The organism is Alkalilimnicola sp. S0819 (assembly GCF_009295635.1).
Lineage (GTDB): Bacteria > Pseudomonadota > Gammaproteobacteria > Nitrococcales > WHIW01 > S0819.
The window spans coordinates 142620-163317 of the sequence record NZ_WHIW01000004.1; the positions used below are offsets into that span (position 1 = coordinate 142620).

Here is a 20698-nt window from a genome sequence, read left to right on the forward strand (position 1 = left end):
CGTATTGGATACCGCCTGCTCGGCCCGGCCGTCGCTGGCCGCCGGCCTGTCCGGCGTATCAGCGCCAACCGTCCTTACCTGTTGGGCAGTGCGCCTTCGGCGCGGGATGAGGCCATCCTCGCCACCTTGCGGCTGGCGCCACCGGCGGATCTGCGCAATCTGGGCGAACTTGCCCAGGCCCACGACCCGGACACCACCCTGGCACTGGCGGAGTTGATGGGCCGCTTGCAGGTATTTCAGTCAGCCGGCGCTGGTGCCGCGGCGGGTGTATACGCCAGCCGCATGGACGGCTTCAGCCGGGCGGTGGCGGATTACCAGGATGCGTTGCTGCGCTACCGCAAGGCGGTGGAGACGGACGCTTCGGAGGCTGTGCGGCGCATGGCGAAGGAGCATGTTCTGCAGCGGTTCGGCGAAATGCAGCGATCGTTCCGGGTGGAACTGGACGCGATCCGCCTGCGGGTGCGCAGCCGCCGGGGCCTGCCGCTGACCAACCCCCAGCGGGCGCTGAACATTGCTACCAGCAGCCGTGGGGTGAGCAAACTGCATGTGAGTAATCAGGCCGAGGCGCATGCGCTGGTGAAATACTCGCGGTATGCGAAGCACCTGGGTAGCGGCTTGGCGGTGGTGGACTTTGGTGCCGGGGTAGGGCGGATTCATAACAGCTATCAGGCCGGTGGGGAGTGGGAGCGGGAGATGTTTGTGGAGTCGGCCACTTTCGCGGTGGGCGCAAGTGCCGGCGGTATAACGGCGTATGCCGGCTCGATCGCCCTTTCCATATTGATTGCCAGTACGCCCATCGGATGGGTTGGCGTGTTGGTAGGCGGAGCTTTGGTTGCAGCCTCATCGGCAGCGGTGTCTTTAGGTTCAGCTGGCGCTACGCGCAAGGAAGCCGGACCGTTGTACGACGAGCTCATGAGCGCAGGGGGCAGGTTATGGAAATGACTACCAAACTAGTGGGGATAGGGCTTGCCGGCGTGCTGTTGGGTTGGCTGTTCTTTCTGGCCTTGGGCCGGACCACGGTAAGGCGCCTGGATCGAACCCCCGAGACGGCGAACTGCCTGGGCATGGAGTTCATGAGCGGCTGGCGCATCTTCAATGTCGCCTACGCGCTGGTGTTGCCGATGGCGTTCTTTCGGATGGCCAGCAAGGGGCCGCTTGCGGGGCTTTACGCAAATGCCTTGGTGGTACGCTGTCATACCGGTCGAGTGGATCAGGTATTGGCACACCTGTTTGTCTGGACCTCCGTATGTTCGAGTGGCCTGATTTTCGCGGTGGCCGTTCTGGACATGCTGGGCGTTTTTTATTGACCGCCCCGGGAGCAGTTGGGCGCCATGGGCACACACGGCGTGGCTGGTTGAAGGCCTTTCCAGCGGGGACAATATCCCCGCATGATGCGCTGTCGATGGAGGTATAGAAGCCGTGGAACCAAGGGCGGTGCTGTTGGGTATGTTCGCTTTGGGCGTACTCGTTGGCTGGATACTGTTCGTGATCTTCGGGCGGACCACCGTTCGCAGGTTTTCCAGAATGGAAACTACCCGGGCACGGCTGGGTACGGAGCTGATTAGCGGCTGGCGCATCTTCAACGTTGCCGAGGCTTTGGTCTTGCCCGTCACCTTGTTCGACAAGCTTCACGCCGGGCGCCTGTCCGCGTTCTGGGCGGACGCGAGAGTGCTCCGGAGGCATGCCACCCGTTACGACAAGGTCATGGCGCATTTGTTCTTCTGGACCTTCGTGCCCTCTACTGCGCTGGTGATTTTGGTAGTGGTTCTGGATCGCTTCGGAATCCTGCATTGAGCGCGGCCAAGCGGGGCGGGTGAGTGCTGTGGGATTGACGAGCAAGCTCTTGGGGATTGGTCTTGCGGTCGCTTTGCCGGGCTGGGTGTTCTTCATCGTCCTCGGTCGGACCACCGTAAGGCGTCTTGATCGCAATCCGGAAACGGCGAGACGCCTGGGCACGGAGTTCATGAGCGGCTGGCGGATCTTCAACGTCGCCTACGCGCTGGTTGTTCCCATGGCCTTCTTCCGGATAGCCGAAAATGGGCCGCTGGCCGGGCTTCACGCTGATGCACGAGCAGTGCGCCGCCACACCGGACGATTCGACTACGTGCTTGCCCACCTCTTCTTCTGGACATTCATGACTTTGGCGCTGCTGCTGGGTGTGACGACCTTGCTCAACAGGCTGGGCGTGATTGATTGACGACCGCCTTGTCGCGTTCGCCCATCCGCGCAACCATAAGGCCTCATCGAATGGCTCGTCGAGAAGGGTAGCTCCATGGTCCGCAAACTCGGTCGCAATGACCTCTGCCACTGCGGCAGCGACAAGAAGTACAAGCGTTGCTGCCTGGAGCAGGACCGCATTGACGCCGCGGCCCCGCCCGTGCCGGCTACCGAGCTGGGCCATGAGATCCAGCAGGCCCTGGGCGATCGGGAATTCGAGTCCATGGAGGACGCCCAGGCTTTCGTCACCGACTACATGCACCAACGCAACAGCGTGGCGCGGGCGGATTTTCGCGGCCTGTCGTCGGAGCAGATGGCACAGTTGCTTTATCATCCGTGGGAGTCGCCGGGACTGTTGAGCTTCGAGGCGCCCACCACCGATCGGCACCCCCCGGTTCTGCGCTTGTTCCAGTTGTTGGTGGACGCGCTCGGCGAGACCGGCCTCAAGGCCACTGCCAAGGGCAATCTGCCCCGCAATTTCTGCCGCGAGGCGGCGCGAGTCTACTGGGGGGAGGAGGAGTACGCCGAGCGCACGCAGGTCAGCGGCATCAGGACCGAGACGGATTTTGACGATCTGCACACGCTGCGTTTGGTCGCCCGCATGGCCGGCTTGCTGCGCAAGCACAAGGGGCGCTTCCTGCTGACCCGCCGCTGCCGGGACAGCCTGAGCGTGGCGGGGCTGAACGGGGTCTATCTCCCGCTGTTGCAGGCCTATACCCAGCGGTTCAATTGGGCCTATCGGGATGGTTTCCCCGAGTTCGCCATCATCCAGCTATCTTTCGCCTTTATCTTTTATCTGCTGAGCCTGGACGGTGACGAGCCGCGTCACGAAACGCATTATGCCGAGGCCTTTATCAGGGCCTTCCCCGCTGTGTTGCAAGAAGCCGAGCAGGGCCGCTGGGCATCATCGCCGGAGGATCAGGTCAGCCGTGCCTTTCGATTCAGAATGGTGCCGCGTTTTCTCGGCTTCTTCGGCCTGGCGCGGCTGGATGTCTTGGACCCCGCAGCCTTGTACTTTCGGGAGTATCAGCTGAGCAAGGGCGAGCTGCTGGATCAGGTGGTGCGGTTTCGGGTTTGAGCGCTGGGCTATCCGCACGGAGATAGAGCTGATGATCATCCATTACCCGATGAACCATGACCGTAGACTTCTGCAGTTCTGGAAGGGTGTCCATGATGGTTGCCGCTAGGATTTTCCTGCCCCTGGTCCTTTGGGCAGTGGCTCAGCCAGTTGCCGGCGCGTCGGCGGAAGAAGAGGTTGTCGAGCTGCTGAAGGCGGATGTGGTTGCCAAGGTGGATCAGCTCCAGAAAGTCAGCCGACGTTGCGAACAGGCCAAGCGGCAGGGCCAGGTGTCTCTGGAAAACCTCGCGGCGCTCGCCCTTTCGCGCGAGCAGCTTATAGCCGCCGTCGGTTATCTGAGCCTGCGCAACGACTACCTGTGCACGCAGCAGGCGCGGCGGGAGCTTTCCTTCGCCCTCGCCGCCTTTGAAAGTGTTCGCCAGGATTACGACTATCCACCCAGTGAGTCAGGGCTTGTGCAGCAGGAGCTGCTTTACCCCTCTGCACGGTATTACGAGCTGGGGGTCCACTACGCCAGACTCCCCAGCGAGGCCCGGGAGCAAGCGCAGGCAGTGGTCGGGAGCCGGCCGTTCGAGCTCATGCCGGTGCTGAATGCCATTCCACCCCCGGACTGAGCTCCCAACTCCCGGATAGATATCTGGAACGCATGTTCTGGCGGCTGCGATCAGTAGCTGCGAGGGGCGCTTACCGGGCGTTCTTTTGACTGGCTTGGGACAAGAGTTCGATCAACCGACCCCGCTCTTCTGCGGGTAGCGCGTTCTGCAGTTGTCGCGCCAGCGCAAGTGGTGTCCGGCCGCCGCGGAAATCGCTGGTCGCGGCGATGTTGGCGCCGTGTTCCAGCAGAAAACGCGCGCGCTGGAAATCGTTGTACACCACGCTCAGATGCAGCGGCGTCGAATCGAAGGTGACAGCGTAGATCATTCTCGATGCTACCGCCGGCCGTATGGTTGTAGGAGCGGCTCCTGGCCGCGAACCTCCGCTTTTTCCGGGCCATGATTCGCGGCCAGGGGACGCTCCTACAGGGCAGTGTGGCTTTTCCTTCAGCCGGTCAGAAACAATCCCCCGGCACCCGCACCCAACCTTCCATCAACACCCGCGCGGAGCGCGACATGATGGCCTTGTCCACGCGCCATTCACCGTCCACTTGGCTGGCCACGGCGCCCACCCGCAGGGTGCCGGAGGGGTGGCCGAAGCGCACCGCGTCCCGCTCGCCGCCGCCGGCGGCCAGATTCACCAGGGTGCCGGGCACGGCGGCGGCGGCCGCGATGGCCACGGCGGCGGTGCCCATCATGGCGTGGTGCAGCTTGCCCATGGAGAGCGCGCGTACCAGCAGGTCGATATCCGCTGCGGCAATGGCCTTGCCGCTGGAGGCGGTGTAGTCGGCCGCTTCGGCGACGAAGGCGATCTTCGGGGTGTGCTGGCGCTCGCCGGCCTGGGTCACATCCTCTGACAGGCCCATCTTCACCGCGCCGTGGACGCGGATGGTCTCGAACATTTCCAGCGCCTTCGGGTCGCTGTTGATGGCCTCCTGCAGCTCGGTGCCGGTGTAGCCGATATCGCCCGCGCGCAGGAAAATGGTGGGGATGCCGGCGTTGATGAGGGTCGCCTGCAGGGTGCCGATGCCGGGCACCGCCAGGTCGTCAACGACGTTACCGGTGGGGAACATGCTGCCCGCGCCATCCGCCGGGTCCATGAATTCCACCTGCACCTCGGCGGCGGGGAAGGTCACCCCGTCCAGCTCGAAGTCCCCGGTTTCCTGCACTTCCCCATCAGTGATGGGCACCCGGGCAATAATGGTCTTCTGAATGTTCACCTGCCAGATGCGCACGGTGGCGATGCCGTTGTCCGGGATGCGTGCCGGGTCCACCAGGCCGTTGCTGAGGGCGAACGAGCCCACGGCAGCGGTGAGATTGCCGCAGTTGCCGCTCCAGTCGATGTGGGGCCGGTCGATGGCGACCTGGCCGAAGAGATAATCCACATCGTGTTCGGGGCTGTCGCTTTTCGCCAGGATCACGGTCTTGGAGGTGCTGGAGGTGGCGCCCCCCATGCCGTCGGTGTGCTTGCCGTAGGGGTCGGGGCTGCCGATCACCCGCAGCAGCAGGGCGTCGCGAGCGGCGCCGGGGGATCGCGCGGCTTCCGGCAGGTCGTCCAGGCGGAAGAACACGCCCTTGCTGGTGCCGCCGCGCATGTAGGTGGCGGGGATCTTGATCTGGGGTGGGTGGCTCATGAACTCAGGTGCTCCGGTGGGAGGAATAGGCCAGGGAAGCCACAGAGGCACAGAGTACACAGAGGGAACACGGAGAAGAGACTTCAATCTTTCTCTGTGGAACTCCGTGCCCTCTGTGCCTCTGTGGTGAATTCACCCATTCAGGCGAATCCACCCTTCTCAGGCGGCTGATTCGGCTTCCAGAAAGTCGCGGGCAAAACGCTGCAGCACGCCGCCGGCGGAGTAGATGCTGACTTCCTCCTGGGTGTCCAGGCGGCAGCTCACGGGCACCTCCACGGTGTCGCCGTTCCGGCGATGGATCACCAGGGTGAGCTCGGCGCCGGCGGCGGGCTCGCCCCGCACGTCGTAGGTCTCGGTGCCGTCCAGGCCCAGGGTCTTGCGGGTGGTGCCCTCGTGGAACTGCAGCGGCAGCACGCCCATGCCCACCAGGTTGGTGCGGTGGATGCGCTCGAAGCCCTCGGCGACGATGACTTCCACCCCGGCGAGACGCACGCCCTTGGCCGCCCAGTCCCGGGACGAGCCCTGACCGTAGTCGGCGCCGGCGACGATGATCAGCGGCTGCTTGCGCGCCATGTAGGTCTCGATGGCTTCCCACATGCGCATCACCTCGCCCTCCGGCTCCACCCGGGCCAGCGAACCCTGGATCACCTCGCCGTTCTCGTCGCGCACCATCTCGTTGAACAACTTGGGGTTGGCGAGGGTGGCCCGCTGGGCGGTCAGATGATCGCCGCGGTGGGTGGCGTAGGAATTGAAGTCTTCCTCGGGCAGGCCCATTTTCGCCAGGTACTCCCCCGCCGCGCTGCTCGCCAGTATCGCGTTGGAGGGCGAGAGATGATCCGTGGTGATGTTGTCCGGCAGCAGCGCCAGGGGGCGCAGGCCCCGCAAGGCGGGCTTCGCCGCCAGCGCGCCTTCCCAGTAGGGCGGGCGGCGGATGTAGGTGCTCATGGGGCGCCAGTCGTACAGCGGGCTGACTTGCTGGCCGGCCTTGGGCTTGCTGTTGAACATGGGCGTGTAGACCTTGCGGAACATCTCCGGCTTCACGCTTTCGCCGACGATGCGGTCGATCTCCTCGTCGCTGGGCCACAGGTCCTTGAGGGTGATGGGCTGGCCGTCGGCATCGTGGCCCAGGGCATCCTTCTCGATATCGAAGCGGATGGTACCGGCGATGGCGTAGGCCACCACCAGCGCGGGCGAGGCGAGAAAGGCCTGCTTGGCGTAGGGGTGGATGCGACCATCGAAGTTGCGGTTGCCCGAGAGCACGGCGGTGGCGTACAGATCCCGCTCGATGATCTCCTGCTGGATGGCCGGGTCCAGGGCGCCGGACATGCCGTTGCAACTGGTGCAGGCGAAGCCGACGATGCCAAAGCCCAGTTGCTCAAGCTCGCTCAACAGGCCGGCCTCCTGCAGGTACAGCTGTACCGCCAGGGAGCCGGGGGCCAGCGAGGTCTTCACCCAGGGCTTGCGGGTCAGGTCCAGCTCATTGGCCTTTTTCGCCAGCAGCGCGGCGGAGACCACGTTGCGGGGGTTGGAGGTGTTGGTGCAGCTGGTGATGGCGGCGATGATCACCGCGCCATCGGGCATCTTGCCCTCTTCCTCGGCCCAGTCGCCGGCGATGCCCCGTTCGGCCAGGTCGGAGGTGGGCAGGCGGCGGTGGGGGTTGGAGGGGCCGGCCATGTTGCGGACCACGCTGGAGAGATCAAAACGCAGCACCCGCTCGTAGTCGGCGCTCTTCAGATCATCACCCCATAGGCCGGTCTCCCGGGCATAGGTCTCCACCAGCCGCACCTGTTCGTCCTCGCGCCCGGTGAGCTTGAGGTAATCGATGGTCTGCTGGTCGATGTGGAACATCGCGGCGGTGGCGCCGTATTCCGGGGTCATGTTGGAGATGGTGGCCCGATCGCCCACGGTGAGCGCCTCGGCGCCCTCGCCGAAGAATTCCAGCCAGGCGGCGACTACCCGCTCCCGGCGCAGGAATTCGGTCAGCGCCAGGACGATGTCGGTGGCGGTGATGCCCGGCTGGGGTCGGCCGGTAAGCTCCACGCCGACGATGTCCGGCAGACGCATCATGGAAGCCCGGCCCAGCATCACGCTCTCGGCTTCCAGCCCGCCGACGCCGATGGCGATCACCCCCAGGGCGTTGACGTGGGGGGTGTGGGAGTCGGTGCCGACACAGGTATCGGGGAAGGCCACGCCGTCACGGGCCTGCACCACCGGCGACATCTTCTCCAGATTGATCTGGTGCATGATGCCGTTGCCCGGCGGGATCACGTCCACGTTCTCGAAGGCGAAGCGGGTCCAGTCGATGAAGTGGAAGCGGTCCTCGTTGCGTCGGTCCTCGATCTCCCGGTTCTTTCGGAAGGCGTCCGGGTCGTAGCCGCCGCTCTCCACCGCCAGGGAATGGTCGACGATCAACTGGGTGGGCACCACCGGGTTGACCTTGGCGGGGTCGCCGCCCTGCTCGGCGATGGCGTCCCGCAGCCCTGCCAGGTCCACCAGCGCGGTCTGGCCGAGGATGTCATGGCAGACCACCCGGGCCGGATACCAGGGGAAGTCCAGATCCCGCCGGCGGTGGATCAGCTGCTTGAGCGAATCCGTGAGCAGGGCCGGCTCGCAGCGGCGCACCAGGTTCTCGGCCAGCACCCGGGCGGTGTAGGGCAGTTTGGCCCAGGCGCCGGGCTGGATCTCGTCCACCGCCGCGCGGGCGTCGAAGTAGTCCAGGTCGGTGCCGGGCAGGGGCTTGCGGTATTGGGTGTTCATGGCTCAAGACTCCATTGCGGTGCGGCCGGCGGGGGGTGTTTGTTCAACACAGAGGGCACAGAGTTCGCACAGAGGGTCACAGAGAAAGCATCCGAGATTCTCCTCTGTGACCCTCTGTTTGCTCTGTGCCTCTGTGGTTAATCCGTTACCTCTGCAATCAGCCCCGCTCGTCGATGCTCGGCACCGGGCGCAGTTCGGGGCCGGTGTAGTCGGCGCTGGGGCGGATGATGCGGTTGTTGGCGCGCTGCTCCATCACATGGGCGGCCCAGCCGGTCAGGCGGCTCATCACGAAGATGGGCGTGAACAGCTTGGTGGGGATGCCCATGAAGTGATAGGCGCTGGCATGGAAGAAGTCGGCGTTGCAGAACAGCTTCTTCTCCCGCCACATGACCTCTTCGACCCGCTCGGAGACCGGGTAGAGCACGGTGTCGCCCACGTCCTCGGCGAGCTTGCGGCTCCATTCCTTGATCACGGCGTTGCGCGGGTCGGACTCGCGGTAGATCGCGTGGCCGAAGCCCATGATCTTCTCCTTGCGCTCGAGCATGCCGAGGATCTCGCGCTCGGCCTCTTCCGGGCTCTGCCAGTTCTCGATCATCTCCATGGCCGCCTCGTTGGCGCCGCCGTGCAGCGGGCCGCGCAGGGAGCCGATGGCGCCGGTGATGCACGAATGCATGTCGGACAGGGTGGACGCGCAGACCCGGGCGGTGAAGGTGGAGGCGTTGAACTCGTGCTCGGCGTAGAGGATCAGCGAGACGTTCATCACCGTGCTGTGCAGGGCGTTGGGCGCCTTGCCGTGCAGGCAGCTGAGGAAATGCGCGCCGATGGAGTCATCGTCGGTCTCCACATCGATGCGCACGCCGTCGTGGCTGTAGCGGTACCAGTAGGTGATGATGGAGGGGAACACCGCCAGCAGGCGATCGGTCACGTCCTGCTGCGCGGAGAAATCCTGCTCGGTCTCCAGGTTGCCGAGGAAGGAGCAGCCGGTGCGCATCACATCCATGGGGTGAGCGTCGGCGGGGATGCGCTCCAGCACTTCTTTCAGCGCCTGGGGCAGGCCGCGGTTGGCTTTCAGCTTGGCCTTGTAGTCGGCCAGCTGCTGGCGGGTGGGCAGCTCGCCCTTGAGGAGCAGGTAAGCCACTTCCTCGAACTCGACCTTCTCGGCCAGTTCCTTCATGTCGTAGCCGCGGTAGGTCAGGCCGGTGCCGGACTTGCCCACGGTGCACAGCTGGGTTTCACCGGCACTCTGACCGCGCAGGCCCGCGCCACCGATCTTCTTCTCTGCCATCGTCGCTACTCCTCTTGCAGTATTTCCGGGGCCTGAGGCCCCTGTGCGGCCGGCAGGGGCCGGCCCAATGGGTTCAGGAACTTGAATCGCTCTGTTGCGCTTCCAGGAACTCCCGCGCCCGGCTGATGTGCCGGCGCATGAGCAGTTCCGCCATCTCCGCATCCCGCGCCTCGATCGCCTCGGCGATGCGCTGGTGCTCTCCCAGGGCCTTCCGCGGCCGGTTGGAACTCATGGAGAACTGGTAGCGGTAACGGCGCACCCGGTGATAGATCTCACCGATCAGCAGGTCGATCAGGCTCTTGTTGTGGCTGCCCTGGATGATGCGGTAGTGGAAGTCCAGATCGCCGGCGTGCTGGAAGTACGCCGTGTCTTCCTGCAGGTCGGGCTGTTGCTCGTGCTGGGCGAGCAGCTCCCACAGGCCGGCCACTTCCGCCTTGCTCATGTGCAGGGCGGCGAGTCGCGCGGCCATGCCCTCCAGCGCCTCGCGCACATGGTAGATCTCGATCAGGTCGGCGGCCTGCAGCGCCGCCACCCGGGTGCCCACATGGGGGATGCGCTCCAGCAGCTTGCGCGATTCCAGCCGGCTGATGGCCTCGCGCAGCGGCCCGCGGCTCACGCCGTAGCGCTTGGCCAGCTCCGCTTCGCCCAGCTTGGTGCCCGGCTTGAATACCCCAAGGACAATATCGTCCTGCAGCCGGGTGAAGACCCGGTCGGCCAAGGTGCGACTATCCTGATCATTGGGGGTGGCGATGCTTGCGGCCATAGGGCTTGAGTTGTCGACAATCTATTGTGGTTGCTGGGACTCTAGAAGCTTTCGAGCCGCGATTCAAGCCGATTGTAGACAATCCCTCTCCCCCGCCACACACAGCGCTTGCGGATCTTCTACCAGGGAGGCGCCATGCACACAGCCCAACCACCCGACTACGACCCCGAGCTCAGGGCGATCGCCCGCTACGTTGCCGCCACGGACATCGATTCCCCCGAGGCCCGGGAAACCGCCCGCTACTGCCTCATGGACAGCCTCGCCTGCGCGATGCTGGCGCTGGACTACCCGGCCTGTACCAAGCTGCTGGGGCCGGTGGTGGAAGGCGCGGACCTGCCCGGGGGCGTGAAGGTGCCCGGCACACATTACCGGCTGGACCCGGTGACGGCGGCCTGGAATATCGGTGCGATGGTGCGCTGGCTGGATTTCAACGACACCTGGCTGGCGGCGGAGTGGGGCCACCCCTCGGATAACCTGGGGGCCATACTGGCGCTGGCCGACTGGCTCTCCCGCCGGCGCACGGCGGGCGGGGAGGAGCCCCTCACCATGGGCGAGGTGCTCACCGCCATGATCAAGGCCCACGAGATCCAGGGCGTGCTGGCGCTGGAGAACAGCTTCAACCGGATGGGGCTGGACCACGTGATGCTGGTGCGCATCGCGTCGGCCTGTGTCGCCAGCGGCCTGCTCGGTGGCAGCGAAGAGGACGTGGCCAATGTCGCCTCCCATGCCTTCCTCGACGGCTCGGCCCTGCGCGCCTATCGCCACGCGCCCCAGGCCGGTTCGCGCAAGAGCTGGGCGGCCGGCGACGCCAGCGCCCGGGGCCTGCGCCTGGCGCTGATCGTCGAGCGGGGCGAAATGGGTTATCCGGCGGCGCTGTCCGCGCCCAGCTGGGGCTTTCAGGATGTATCGTTCGGCGGCCGTGAGCTGAGTCGGTCCCAGGCCTACGGCAGCTACGTCATGGAGAACGTGCTGTTCAAGTTGTCCTTCCCCGCCGAGTTCCACGCCCAGACCGCCTGCGAGGCGGCCATGCAGCTGCATCCCGAAGTGTCTGAGCGGCTGGACGAAATCGAGCGGGTGCTCATCGAGACCCAGCAGGCGGGGGTGCGGATCATCGACAAGCGCGGGCCGCTGAGCAACCCCGCCGATCGTGACCATTGCATCCGGTACATGGTGGCGGTGCCGCTGATCTTCGGCCGTCTGGAGGCCGCCGATTACGAGGATGAGGTGGCAGCCGATCCGCGTATCGATGCGCTGCGCGAGAAGATGGAGGTGGTGGAAAACACGACCTTCAGCCGCGAATACCTGGAACCGGACAAGCGCGCCATCGGCAACGCGGTGCAGGTGTTCTTCCGCGATGGTAGTCATACGCGCCGGGTGCAGGTGGACTACCCCATCGGCCACCGCCGCCGGCGCGAGGAAGGCCTGCCGGTGTTGCAGGAGAAGTTCGAACGGGCCCTGGCGCGACGCTTTGCCCCGCGCCAGCACACCGCGATCCTGCGTGCCTGTGAGGCGCAGGAGAGGCTGGAGGCCATGCCGGTGCAGCGGTTCATGGATCTGTGGTACCGCTGACCGTTTGGCCGGGCGGCGGCCTGTTCAGGCCCAGGCCTCCACGCCCGGGGGCGGTTCGCCGCGCAGGCGTCGTCCCAGGGATCGCTCGGCGCGGCGCTCGCGGCGGCGTCGCTCCCGGGCGCCGCGCAGATCCAGCAGCACCGGCAACTGTCGCCGGCGGCGGTCATCGGGGTGGTAACGGGAGAGCCGCAACGGGCTCTGCGGGCCCAGGTATTCGGCCTGGGGTCGCGGGGCGGGGCTGACCGGGTTCATGAGTTTCCTGCGTCTTCATCGGCCGACAGGGCAAGAGATGGGGGCGCCGTCGAAATGGGCAAGAACGGCCGGGCGGGCGGGTCTTGGGGGCTGTCGCGAAATTGCGACAGGGTGTTTGGCAAGTCCCTGTGATTGTTGCAGAAAAACCCGCTTTTTCCTCCTGTCGCCGTTGACCTTCTCCAGTCCCTCCCCCATCTAGGCCATCAGCAATTCAGCCGGAAGCGCTCCGCTGATTGCCTGACGGCAACTGGCCGTACACCGACTTTGGTTCAACGGAGGAAGCGATATGGCTATGGAAGCGACTGTTTTCCGCAAGTCCCTGCTCAGCTTGGGCATCGCGATGGCGTTCGCCTCGGGGTCCGTCATGGCCCAGCAGGCCCAGGAGCAGGCCGAGCAGCCCCAGGGCTGGTCCCAGGAGCAGGCCCAGGCTGGCCAGGATCTGGAGCAGATGACCGGCGACCAGGTCATCGGCCAGTCGGTGGTCAACGCCGAGGGCAGCGAGATCGGCGATGTGGATGATCTGGCGGTTCATCAGATGGACCAGAGCCTGCAGGCCATCGTCTCGGTGGGCGGCGTGATGGGTATCGGCGCCGACAAGATCGCCGTGCCGCTGGATGAGCTGCAGATGAGCGGCGACCAGCTGGTGATGAACACCACCCGGACCGAGGACGAGCTGAAGCAGATCTACCAATACAGCGAGCAGGACTTCCAGACCGTGGAGCAGCCGGAGCAGCAGATCAGCGAGCTGCGCCAGCAGGCCGAGTCCGGGCAGTCGGCCCAGTTCGGCGAGCAGTCACCCATGGCCGGCGAGGAGGATACCGCCGCCGCGCCCGCCCACCAGTCCTTCGAGGACGAACAGGCGGCGGAGGCTCCCACCGAGCAGTCCCCATCCATGGAGCAGGAGCAGACCGCGGAGGCTCCCACCGAGCAGCCGATGGACGAGGAGACCGCGGAGCTGGGCCAGCCCTCGGATGAGCTGGAGAGCGAGAGCGAGCAGCCCGCGGGCTGAGCACGCCGCCGCGAAACGCTCGGCTGCGAGCCGCCCCGCTCGGGGCGGCTTATTCCTGTCCCATTGCCCCTCGGACGAGCCCGCCAGAGCTGGTAAGCCACCGCCTGGGCGTGGCATTGGCCGTTGGCCGCGAATGCTCCCGCGTTTCTAGGATTTCAGTTTGGCAAAGGCTTCCGCCATGGCGCCCCGGGGGGCGCCATTCTGGCGTGGGGCGTTCTGGCGCTTGCCACGGCCATTGCCGGCTTCACGGCGGGCCGGGCGCTCGCCACCTTCCGCCGGCGCCTGCAGGCGCATGCTCAGGCTGATGCGGTTGCGCTTCAGGTCCACCTCCTGCACCCGCACCTTGACCACATCGCCGGGTTTTACCACTTCGCGCGGATCCTTGACGAAGCGGTCCGCCAGGGCGGAAACGTGCACCAGCCCGTCCTGGTGCACGCCCACGTCCACGAAGGCGCCGAAATTGGTGACGTTGGTGACCACCCCTTCCAGGATCATGCCCTCCTCCAGGTCCGAGGGCTTCTCCACCCCTTCGCGGAAGCTGGCGGTCTTGAAGTCGGGGCGGGGGTCGCGCCCCGGCTTTTCCAGCTCGCGCAGGATGTCGCGCACCGTGGGCAGGCCGAAGCGCTCATCGGTATAGCGCTCCGCGGGCACCTTCTGCAGCGCTGCGCGATCACCGATGAGCTGGGCGATATTGCGCTGGATATCGGCGAGGATGCGCTCCACCACCGGATAGGCCTCCGGGTGCACCGCCGAGGCATCCAGCGGCTGTTCGCCGTCGCGGATGCGCAGAAAGCCCGCCGCCTGCTCGAAGGTCTTCGCGCCGAAGCGCTCCACACGCTTGAGTTGCTCGCGGCTGCGAAACGGGCCGTGCTGATCCCGGTGGGCGACGATGCGTTCGGCCAGTGTGGCGTTGAGCCCGGAGACCCGACTCAGCAGCGGGGCGGAGGCCGTGTTCACATCCACCCCCACGGCGTTCACGCAGTCCTCCACCACGGCTTCCAGGCTGCGGGCGAGCTGGCTTTGCGAGACATCGTGCTGGTACTGGCCCACGCCTATCGCCTTGGCCTCGATCTTCACCAGCTCGGCGAGCGGGTCCTGCAGCCGCCGAGCGATGGAGACCGCGCCGCGCAACGACACATCCAGATCGGGAAATTCCCGGGCCGCCAGCTCCGAGGCGGAATACACCGAGGCGCCGGCCTCGGAGACCATGATGGTCTGCAGGCGCAGCGCCGGGTGCAGGCGGCACAGCTCGCCTACCAGTCGATCGGTCTCCCGGGAGCCGGTGCCGTTGCCGATGGCTACCAGCCCGACCCGGTGACGGGCGGCGAGCGCCGCCAGCGCGGCGATGCTCTGATCCCACTGCCGGTGGGGCTGCAGCGGGTAGATGGTGGCGGTGTCCAGCAGTTTGCCGGTGGCATCCACCACCGCCACCTTGCAGCCGGTGCGTATGCCCGGGTCTATGCCCATGACCGTGTGGGCGCCCGCCGGCGCGGCCAGCAGCAGATCGTGCAGATTGCGCGCGAACACGCTGATCGCCTCGGCCTCGGCGCCTTCGCGCAGCCGCGCGAACAATTCGGTTTCCAGCCGGGTGAGCAGCTTCACCCGCCAGGTGAAGCGCACCACCTCGGCAAGCCACGGGTCGGCGGCACGGCCCTCGTCCTTGACGCCGCAACGCACGGCGACCAGCGACTCACCCGCACCGGCCCGCTCCTCGGGCAGTTCCAGCGCGAGACGCAGCACTTTCTCCTTGCGGCCCCGAAACAGGGCCAGCGCCCGGTGGGAGGGTATGCGCTGGATCGCCTCCGCGGCGTCGAAGTAATCGGAGAACTTGGCGCCCTCGTCCTCCATGCCGGAAATCACCGCCGAGCGCAGCAGCCCGTGCTCCCAGAGGTACTCGCGCAGCTCGCCGCTCAGTTCCGGGTCCTCGGCGAAGCGCTCGGCGAGGATGTAGCGGGCGCCGGCCAGCGCGGCGTCGGCGTCGGGGATCTCCTGTTCGGGGTTCAGATAAGCGCCGGCCAGCGCCCGAGGGTCTTGGGTGGGATCGTCGAGCAGGGCGTCGGCCAGCGGTGCCAGGCCGGCTTCGATCGCCTGCTGGCCCTTGGTGCGGCGCTTTTTCTTGTAGGGCAGGTACAGATCCTCCAGCCGCTGCTTGGTCTCGGCCGCGCGCAGCTCGGCGGCAAGCGCCGGGGTGAGCTGCCCCTGCTCCTCGATCTGGCGCAAGATCGCCTCACGCCGCTCTTCCAGCTCCCGCAAATAGGCCAGGCGGGTTTCCAGGGCGCGCAGCTGGGTGTCGTCCAGCCCGCCGGTGGCCTCCTTGCGATAGCGGGCGATGAAAGGCACGGTCGCGCCCTCGTCCAACAAGCGCACGGCGGCCTCGACCTGTTCCGGGCGTACCTGCAGTTCCTCGGCGATGGTGCGTGTGGTCTGGCTGCTCATGGGCGGCTTGCTGTCCTGTTTGCGTGGGCTGTGTGCCGGATTCTACGGGCGCCGGGAGTGCAGGGAAACTGTCGCTGAAATTGGACGCTGACGTGCTTGTCGAAGAGGTGTTAGGCTAGATCGCAAGGAACAAGGATGTACGTTCCGGCACACCTCACCGGTTTGCGTTCAAGGATGAAGATGACCATGGATAAAGCCTCGCCCAACGGTCCGGACGCTCCGCGACGATCCGTCGCTGATCCGGAACGCTCCCCGACTGATTTTTCCCTTCCCCGTGTCCAGGATGCCTACACCCTGGCGCCGGTACCCCTGTGCCAGCTGGATGCGCTGGGTCGCATCGAGGAGCTCAATCTGGCCGCGGCGCGGTTGCTGGGTGACACCGCCGAGCGGTTGCGCGGCCGGCGCTTCGTGCGTTATGTGCACCCGGATAGTCGGGACGACTGGTTTCGGCGCCATGCCACGCGCCTGCGGCTGTGCACCGGCGATGGTGGGCAGCGGCCGGTACTGATGGAGCGTAGCCTGGACGAGGACGGCCGCTCGCGGCTGGTGTTGCTGGATGTGAGCGCCCTGCCGGCCTGGCGGGCGGAGCCCAGGCCGCCGGGCGCGGGCCTGAGTGGGCTGGCGGCTCGGGATTCGCTTACCGGTCTGGCCAATCGGCGCCAGTTTCTGGACACGGCCCGGCAGACGCTGCGTATTGCCCAGCGCCACGATCTCAAATGGGGTTTGCTGCGCCTGGACCTGGATGCTTTCGCCGATCTCAACCGCGCCATCGGGCGCGCGGCTGGCGATCGGGTGCTGCGTGTGCTGGCTGCCCGCCTGCGTGAGGCGACGCGTGGCAGCGACAGCCTGGGCCGACTGGAAGGCGATGAGTTCTGTGTGCTCTTCAGCCTGGGGCGTGAGGGCCGGCCTTGGTCGCGGGCGGTGAACAAGATCTCCCGGGCGGTCAGCCGGCCCCTGCGCATCGGTGGGCACCAGTTGATGCTCGGCGCCAGCATGGGGGTGAGCCTCTACCCCTGTCATGGCGCCGATGCCGAGGTGCTGCTGCGCCGGGCGGGCTTGGCCATGCGTCATCATCAGCAGCTTCGGCGGGCAGCCTACCACCTGTATGGCGAGGAGATGGAAGGCGCCGCCAGTCCGGAGCCGCCTCGGTTGCGTCGCCTGCGCGCCGCCTTGTTGAGTCCGATGCTGCGATTCATGCCCCAGGTGGATATAGGCAGTGGCGATGTGCCGGCGCTGGACGTCTGCCTGAAGCTGCCTGATCGCGAGCGGCCGGCGCCGGCGGCGGACTATGTGCCCCTGGCCGAGGAGTTGGGGGTTTCCGCGGCCTTCGGCCAGGCACTCGCCCGGGAGGCCGTGACGGCACTGGCCGGGCTGCGGGAAGCGGGTTGTCCAGGCGTGAATCTCAGCCTGGCGTTGCCGCCGGCGAGTCTGGCCGAGCGTGGGTTCATCGGCTGGTTGCGGGGGCTGTTGCAGAGCCGGGGTCTGGCCATGGATGAACTGGAGCTGGCCTTCTCCGAGCAGAGCCTGTTGCAGGAGGCCCTGTTGTCCGCCGGGGTGCTGGAGCGCCTCAGCGAGGTGGGGGCGAGGATAGCGGTGGACGATTACGGCACCGATTGCGGTTCCCTGGCGGGGCTGCGCCATACCGCGCTGCAGACGGTCAAGCTTAGTCCGGCGCTGGTATCGGGCGTTATCCGCACGGGCAGTGAGCGGCGCCTGCTCGGCGCCCTGCTGGCCTTCGTCCAGCGCTACGGGCTGCAGTTGGTGGCCAAGGGGGTGGACGGCCCGGAGCAGGCGGCCTTGTTGAGCTTGCTGGGATGCCGGCGCCTGCAGGGCGAGTGGTTGAGCCCCGCACTGGCGGCGCCAGCGGCGGTGCGCCTGATACGGGCCGGCATGCCGGCGCTGCCCGAGCGTCTGGAAGGGGTTTGAGCGGGGGCTCAGTCCGCGTCGCCGGCTTCGCTCCCCCAGCGCCGTTGCCATTCCGCCAGCTGCTCGTCATAGACATCGAGCACGCAGCGCGGGCAGCCGCTGCCGCAGCAATCGCCGGGCAGGGGCGGCTCCGGTGGCGGGGGCGGCGATTGGGGGGCTTTTTCAGACATGTGGACGCGCGACGTTGGCCAGTGATGTGCGCAGTGTAACCGCGCCAGCCCACCTCAGGCACCCCGCAGCAGGCCCAGCAAGGCCAGGCTGGCGGCAAGCAGGCCGATCTTGATCACGTGCTCCATGATCATGGCGAGCCCTCCTCCTGATGCCCGGCTCGGCACCGGGCCTGTGGGGATAAGGGAATCGATCAGTGTCTCCCTGGGGTTCTTGGGGGGAGGCGGGGGCGCTTCAATCCCGGGATTCTTCGCCGCCGCCGTAGAGGTCGCTGCGCAGGTACAGAGCGTGGGTGTGGCGCAGCAGCACCATCAGCACCGCGGCCACAGGCAGCGCCAGCAGGATGCCGACGAAGCCGAACAGTTCCCCGCCGGCGAGCACGGCGAAGATCACCGCCACCGGGTGCAGGCCGATCCGGTCGCCCACCAGCAAGGGTGTGAGCACGCTGCCTTCAAGCACCTGGCCGAGCAGGAACACGCCCCAGACCGCGAACAGCTGCCAGGCGGCGCCGAACTGGAACCAGGCGGCCACGGTGGCGGCGATGATGCCGACGATGAAGCCCAGGTACGGCACGATGTTCACCAGGCCGGCGATGACGCCGATCAATAGTGCCAATTCCAGCCCCAGCAGCCAAAGGCCCGAGGAGTACAGCAGGGCGAGAGCGGCCATCACCAGCAATTGCCCGCGCAGGAAGGCGCTGAGCACTTCATCGCACTCTCGGGCGAGTTTCAGGGTGGTGTCCTGCGCGCGGCTGGGCAACAGCGCGCGCAGACGCGCCATCAGCAGATCCCAGTCCCGCAGCAGGTAGAAGGTCACCACGGGAATCAGCGCCAGATTCGCCAGCCAGGCCGCCAGCGCCAGACCCGAGGAGGTCAGACGGCTGGTGATCAGACCGAGCACATCACTGGTCTGGCCCGGGTTCTCCAGCACGATGCCGCGCAGGCGCTCGAACTGAAAGAGCTCCGGGTCCAGGCTCAGGCGCGCCTGCAGCCAAGGCAGGGCGGTGCTCTGCAGCCAGTCGAGGATGAGCGGCAGGCGGCTTTGCAGGTACCGAAGCTGCTCTCCCAACAGGGGCAGGAGCAGGAGCAGGACCAGCAGCACGGTGAGGCTCAGAGCGGTGAACACCACCAGCACCGCCGTGGTGCGCCCCAGCCCCCAGGCTTCCAGTCGGTCGGTGACCGGGTCGCCCAGATAGGCGAACAGGGCGGCGACCAGAAAGGGGGTGAGGATGGGCTGCAGCAGGTAGATCAGCAGGCCGGCGAGCAGCAGGCCGCCGGCAAGCCAGAAGGGACGGGTACTGGTGGTCATGGGGTCCGCCCTATTCTTCGGTGGCCTTGTGGATCGCGCGCCGGGTCTCGTCCATGAATTCTTCCAGCGTACGCTCCAGGCGGCTGCCGGCGTCATAGGGCGCGAAGGGGTTGCTCAGTACGGGGGCGCCGCGGCCGTGGTTGTAGCCGGCGCCGAAGCCGAGAATCAGGCCCAGCAGCAGGCCGATGATCAGACCGGAAAGGGTTTTCATGGTGGCGTTGCTCGCGTTGCGATTATTGTTGGTTGTTGTGATTGGAGCCAGGCAAGACGAAGGCCGGGCGTCGGGGACTGTCCAGAGCACTGTCCCGATCGCAACAGGTACAGGTGGCGCCCGGTGCGAGACTGTAGCCCTTTCCTGCGGCCAGCGTCCCCAGGGCAGGCATCCTGCAGCGCGGCTTCCTGTTCTTGCCTTTCGGCCGGCGCGGTGCACGTGGGCGCAAGTCTAGCATTTTCGACGTTTGGCATTTACCTCGGTCGGGGTACATAGTCGTTCCAGGGTGTACATAATGAACGATATGCGAATGAACGCCATGTATGGAGGCTCTTTGTGACGAATCCCAGTCGCGTTCTGCTCTGGATGGGCGTATTTGCCCTGATCGTGTTGGCGGTGGCCGCCTTGCTGTATGCGCCCCTGCTGAGCGCCTTCCAGGCCAATCCGGTGTTCAACGGCATGATCGTGGGCGTGCTGCTGATCGGTATCCTGATCAATTTCCGGCAAGTGGCGGGGTTGAACCCGGAAGTGGCCTGGATCGAGGAGTTTCGGCGCGGCGACGCGAAAGAATTGGCGCCGCCCGAGCGCGGCTTGTTGGCGTCGGTAGCGCGCCTGCTGCCGGAGCAGCCACGCGCCCGCGCTGGCATTTCCACTCTCACCCTGCGCACCCTGCTCGACGGGGTGCGCAACCGGCTGGACGAGGGGCGGGATCTGTCCCGTTACCTCATCGGCCTGCTGATCTTCCTCGGACTGCTGGGCACCTTTTGGGGGCTGTTGGAGACTCTGGGTTCGGTGGGCCAGGTGATCGCTGGGCTGAACGTGGGCGGCGACAGCGTGGCGGGGCTGTTCGACCAGCTGAAAAACGGGCTGCAGGAGCCCTTGGGAGGCATGGCCACGGCCTTCAGTTCCTCCCTGTTCGGCCTGGCGGGTTCGCTGGTTCTGGGGTTTTTCGATCTGCAGGCGGGCCATGCCCAGAACCGCTTCTACAACGGTCTGGAAGAATGGTTGGCCGGTTACATGCAGCCGGGCGCCGGCCCGGTGGGGCTGGAGGCCGGTGAGCCGATGCCGGCCTATGTGCAGGCGCTGCTGGAGCAGACCGCCGATGCGCTGGACCGCTTGCAGCGCGCCCTGGCCCATGGGCAGGAGGAGCGCCGGGAGCTGGACCATCGCCTGCTGGGCCTGACCGAGGAAATGCGCGCTATGGGCGAACAGAGCCGTCGGGATCATCAGCTGCTGGTGGAGCTGGCCCGGGAGCGGGGCCAGCTGCAGCCGGTGCTGGAGCAGCTCGCCGCGCGGCTGGGTGATTCCGATGCGGATGACGAGCAGCGGCGGCACCTGCGCAATGTGGACCTGGCGTTGGCACGCCTGCTGGAGGCGCTGCCGGGCAACCGCGAACTGCTGGTGGATGATCTGCGCAACGAGTTGCGGCTGCTCGCGCGCACCGTGGCCGCCGCCAGCGGCCAGCGCCTGGACCCCGCCGAGAGGCCCTGAG

The 20698-nt window shown here is 66.4% G+C and carries 20 protein-coding genes; 10 read left to right on the top strand and 10 right to left on the bottom strand.

From position 1 onward, the window contains the following. Positions 1-126 precede the first annotated feature (126 nt). The 6 genes from GBG68_RS05005 to GBG68_RS05030 all read left to right on the top strand — a co-directional run bounded on the left by GBG68_RS05005 (position 127) and on the right by GBG68_RS05030 (position 3909). Complete coding sequence (locus GBG68_RS05005) at positions 127-942, top strand: hypothetical protein (RefSeq protein WP_152145795.1); 816 nt, start codon at positions 127-129, stop codon at positions 940-942. Further along, positions 933-1307 carry a hypothetical protein gene (locus GBG68_RS05010; protein ID WP_152145797.1) on the top strand — a complete coding sequence of 125 codons (375 nt, stop codon included), beginning with the start codon at positions 933-935 and terminating at the stop codon, positions 1305-1307. The genes GBG68_RS05005 and GBG68_RS05010 overlap by 10 nt, the downstream gene beginning before the upstream one ends. 133 nt (positions 1308-1440) lie before the next feature. After that, entirely contained in the window at positions 1441-1794 is a 354-nt protein-coding gene (locus tag GBG68_RS05015; RefSeq protein WP_152145799.1) for a hypothetical protein, read from the top strand. A gap of 34 nt (positions 1795-1828) precedes the next feature. Continuing rightward, positions 1829-2197 (top strand): hypothetical protein, encoded by a 369-nt coding sequence (locus GBG68_RS05020; protein ID WP_152145801.1) that lies wholly within the window; start codon positions 1829-1831, stop codon positions 2195-2197. A gap of 75 nt (positions 2198-2272) precedes the next feature. Continuing rightward, complete coding sequence (locus tag GBG68_RS05025; protein WP_152145804.1) at positions 2273-3295, top strand: YecA family protein; 1023 nt, start codon at positions 2273-2275, stop codon at positions 3293-3295. Between the two features lie 92 nt (positions 3296-3387). Beyond that, positions 3388-3909, top strand: coding sequence for a hypothetical protein (locus GBG68_RS05030; RefSeq protein WP_152145806.1), 522 nt, complete (start codon positions 3388-3390; stop codon positions 3907-3909). A 70-nt stretch (positions 3910-3979) separates the two neighbouring features. Here GBG68_RS05030 and GBG68_RS05035 read toward each other — a convergent pair whose 3' ends face one another. The 5 genes from GBG68_RS05035 to GBG68_RS05055 form a co-directional block, all read right to left on the bottom strand. Further along, entirely contained in the window at positions 3980-4216 is a 237-nt protein-coding gene (locus tag GBG68_RS05035; RefSeq protein ID WP_152145808.1) for a hypothetical protein, read from the bottom strand. A 127-nt stretch (positions 4217-4343) separates the two neighbouring features. After that, positions 4344-5522 (bottom strand): 2-methylaconitate cis-trans isomerase PrpF, encoded by a 1179-nt coding sequence (prpF, locus tag GBG68_RS05040; protein WP_152145810.1) that lies wholly within the window; start codon positions 5520-5522, stop codon positions 4344-4346. A gap of 159 nt (positions 5523-5681) precedes the next feature. After that, a complete protein-coding gene (acnD, locus tag GBG68_RS05045) occupies positions 5682-8279 on the bottom strand; it encodes a Fe/S-dependent 2-methylisocitrate dehydratase AcnD (protein WP_152145812.1) in 2598 nt (865 codons plus the stop codon). Between the two features lie 157 nt (positions 8280-8436). Further along, the gene (gene prpC / locus GBG68_RS05050; RefSeq protein WP_152145814.1) at positions 8437-9564 is read right to left on the bottom strand and encodes a 2-methylcitrate synthase; all 1128 of its coding nucleotides are present in this window, start codon (positions 9562-9564) and stop codon (positions 8437-8439) included. 73 nt (positions 9565-9637) lie between these two features. Further along, positions 9638-10327, bottom strand: a complete 690-nt coding sequence (locus tag GBG68_RS05055; RefSeq protein WP_152145816.1) for a GntR family transcriptional regulator — start codon at positions 10325-10327, stop codon at positions 9638-9640. 135 nt (positions 10328-10462) lie between these two features. Here GBG68_RS05055 and GBG68_RS05060 point away from each other — a divergent pair, with 135 nt between their 5' ends. Next, positions 10463-11896 (top strand): bifunctional 2-methylcitrate dehydratase/aconitate hydratase, encoded by a 1434-nt coding sequence (locus GBG68_RS05060; protein WP_152145818.1) that lies wholly within the window; start codon positions 10463-10465, stop codon positions 11894-11896. A gap of 24 nt (positions 11897-11920) precedes the next feature. Here GBG68_RS05060 and GBG68_RS05065 read toward each other — a convergent pair whose 3' ends face one another. Then, the gene (locus tag GBG68_RS05065) at positions 11921-12148 is read right to left on the bottom strand and encodes a hypothetical protein (protein WP_152145820.1); all 228 of its coding nucleotides are present in this window, start codon (positions 12146-12148) and stop codon (positions 11921-11923) included. A gap of 286 nt (positions 12149-12434) precedes the next feature. Between GBG68_RS05065 and GBG68_RS05070 the strand changes: the two genes are divergently transcribed. After that, positions 12435-13157, top strand: coding sequence for a PRC-barrel domain-containing protein (locus tag GBG68_RS05070; protein ID WP_152145822.1), 723 nt, complete (start codon positions 12435-12437; stop codon positions 13155-13157). A 147-nt stretch (positions 13158-13304) separates the two neighbouring features. Here GBG68_RS05070 and GBG68_RS05075 read toward each other — a convergent pair whose 3' ends face one another. Beyond that, positions 13305-15593, bottom strand: coding sequence for a Tex family protein (locus GBG68_RS05075; RefSeq protein WP_152145825.1), 2289 nt, complete (start codon positions 15591-15593; stop codon positions 13305-13307). Between the two features lie 180 nt (positions 15594-15773). Between GBG68_RS05075 and GBG68_RS05080 the strand changes: the two genes are divergently transcribed. Beyond that, entirely contained in the window at positions 15774-17519 is a 1746-nt protein-coding gene (locus GBG68_RS05080) for an EAL domain-containing protein (protein WP_193222225.1), read from the top strand. A gap of 8 nt (positions 17520-17527) precedes the next feature. Here the strand turns inward: GBG68_RS05080 and GBG68_RS05085 are convergent, their stop codons facing one another. The 3 genes from GBG68_RS05085 to GBG68_RS05095 all read right to left on the bottom strand — a co-directional run bounded on the left by GBG68_RS05085 (position 17528) and on the right by GBG68_RS05095 (position 19206). Then, entirely contained in the window at positions 17528-17689 is a 162-nt protein-coding gene (locus GBG68_RS05085) for an oxidoreductase-like domain-containing protein (RefSeq protein WP_152145828.1), read from the bottom strand. A gap of 232 nt (positions 17690-17921) precedes the next feature. After that, positions 17922-18995 carry an AI-2E family transporter gene (locus tag GBG68_RS05090; RefSeq protein WP_152145830.1) on the bottom strand — a complete coding sequence of 358 codons (1074 nt, stop codon included), beginning with the start codon at positions 18993-18995 and terminating at the stop codon, positions 17922-17924. 10 nt (positions 18996-19005) lie between these two features. Further along, on the bottom strand, positions 19006-19206 hold the full coding sequence (locus tag GBG68_RS05095; protein ID WP_152145832.1) for a hypothetical protein: 201 nt from the start codon (positions 19204-19206) through the stop codon (positions 19006-19008). Between the two features lie 336 nt (positions 19207-19542). Between GBG68_RS05095 and GBG68_RS05100 the strand changes: the two genes are divergently transcribed. Then, on the top strand, positions 19543-20697 hold the full coding sequence (locus GBG68_RS05100) for a flagellar motor protein MotA (RefSeq protein ID WP_226801662.1): 1155 nt from the start codon (positions 19543-19545) through the stop codon (positions 20695-20697). Position 20698 lies beyond the last annotated feature (1 nt).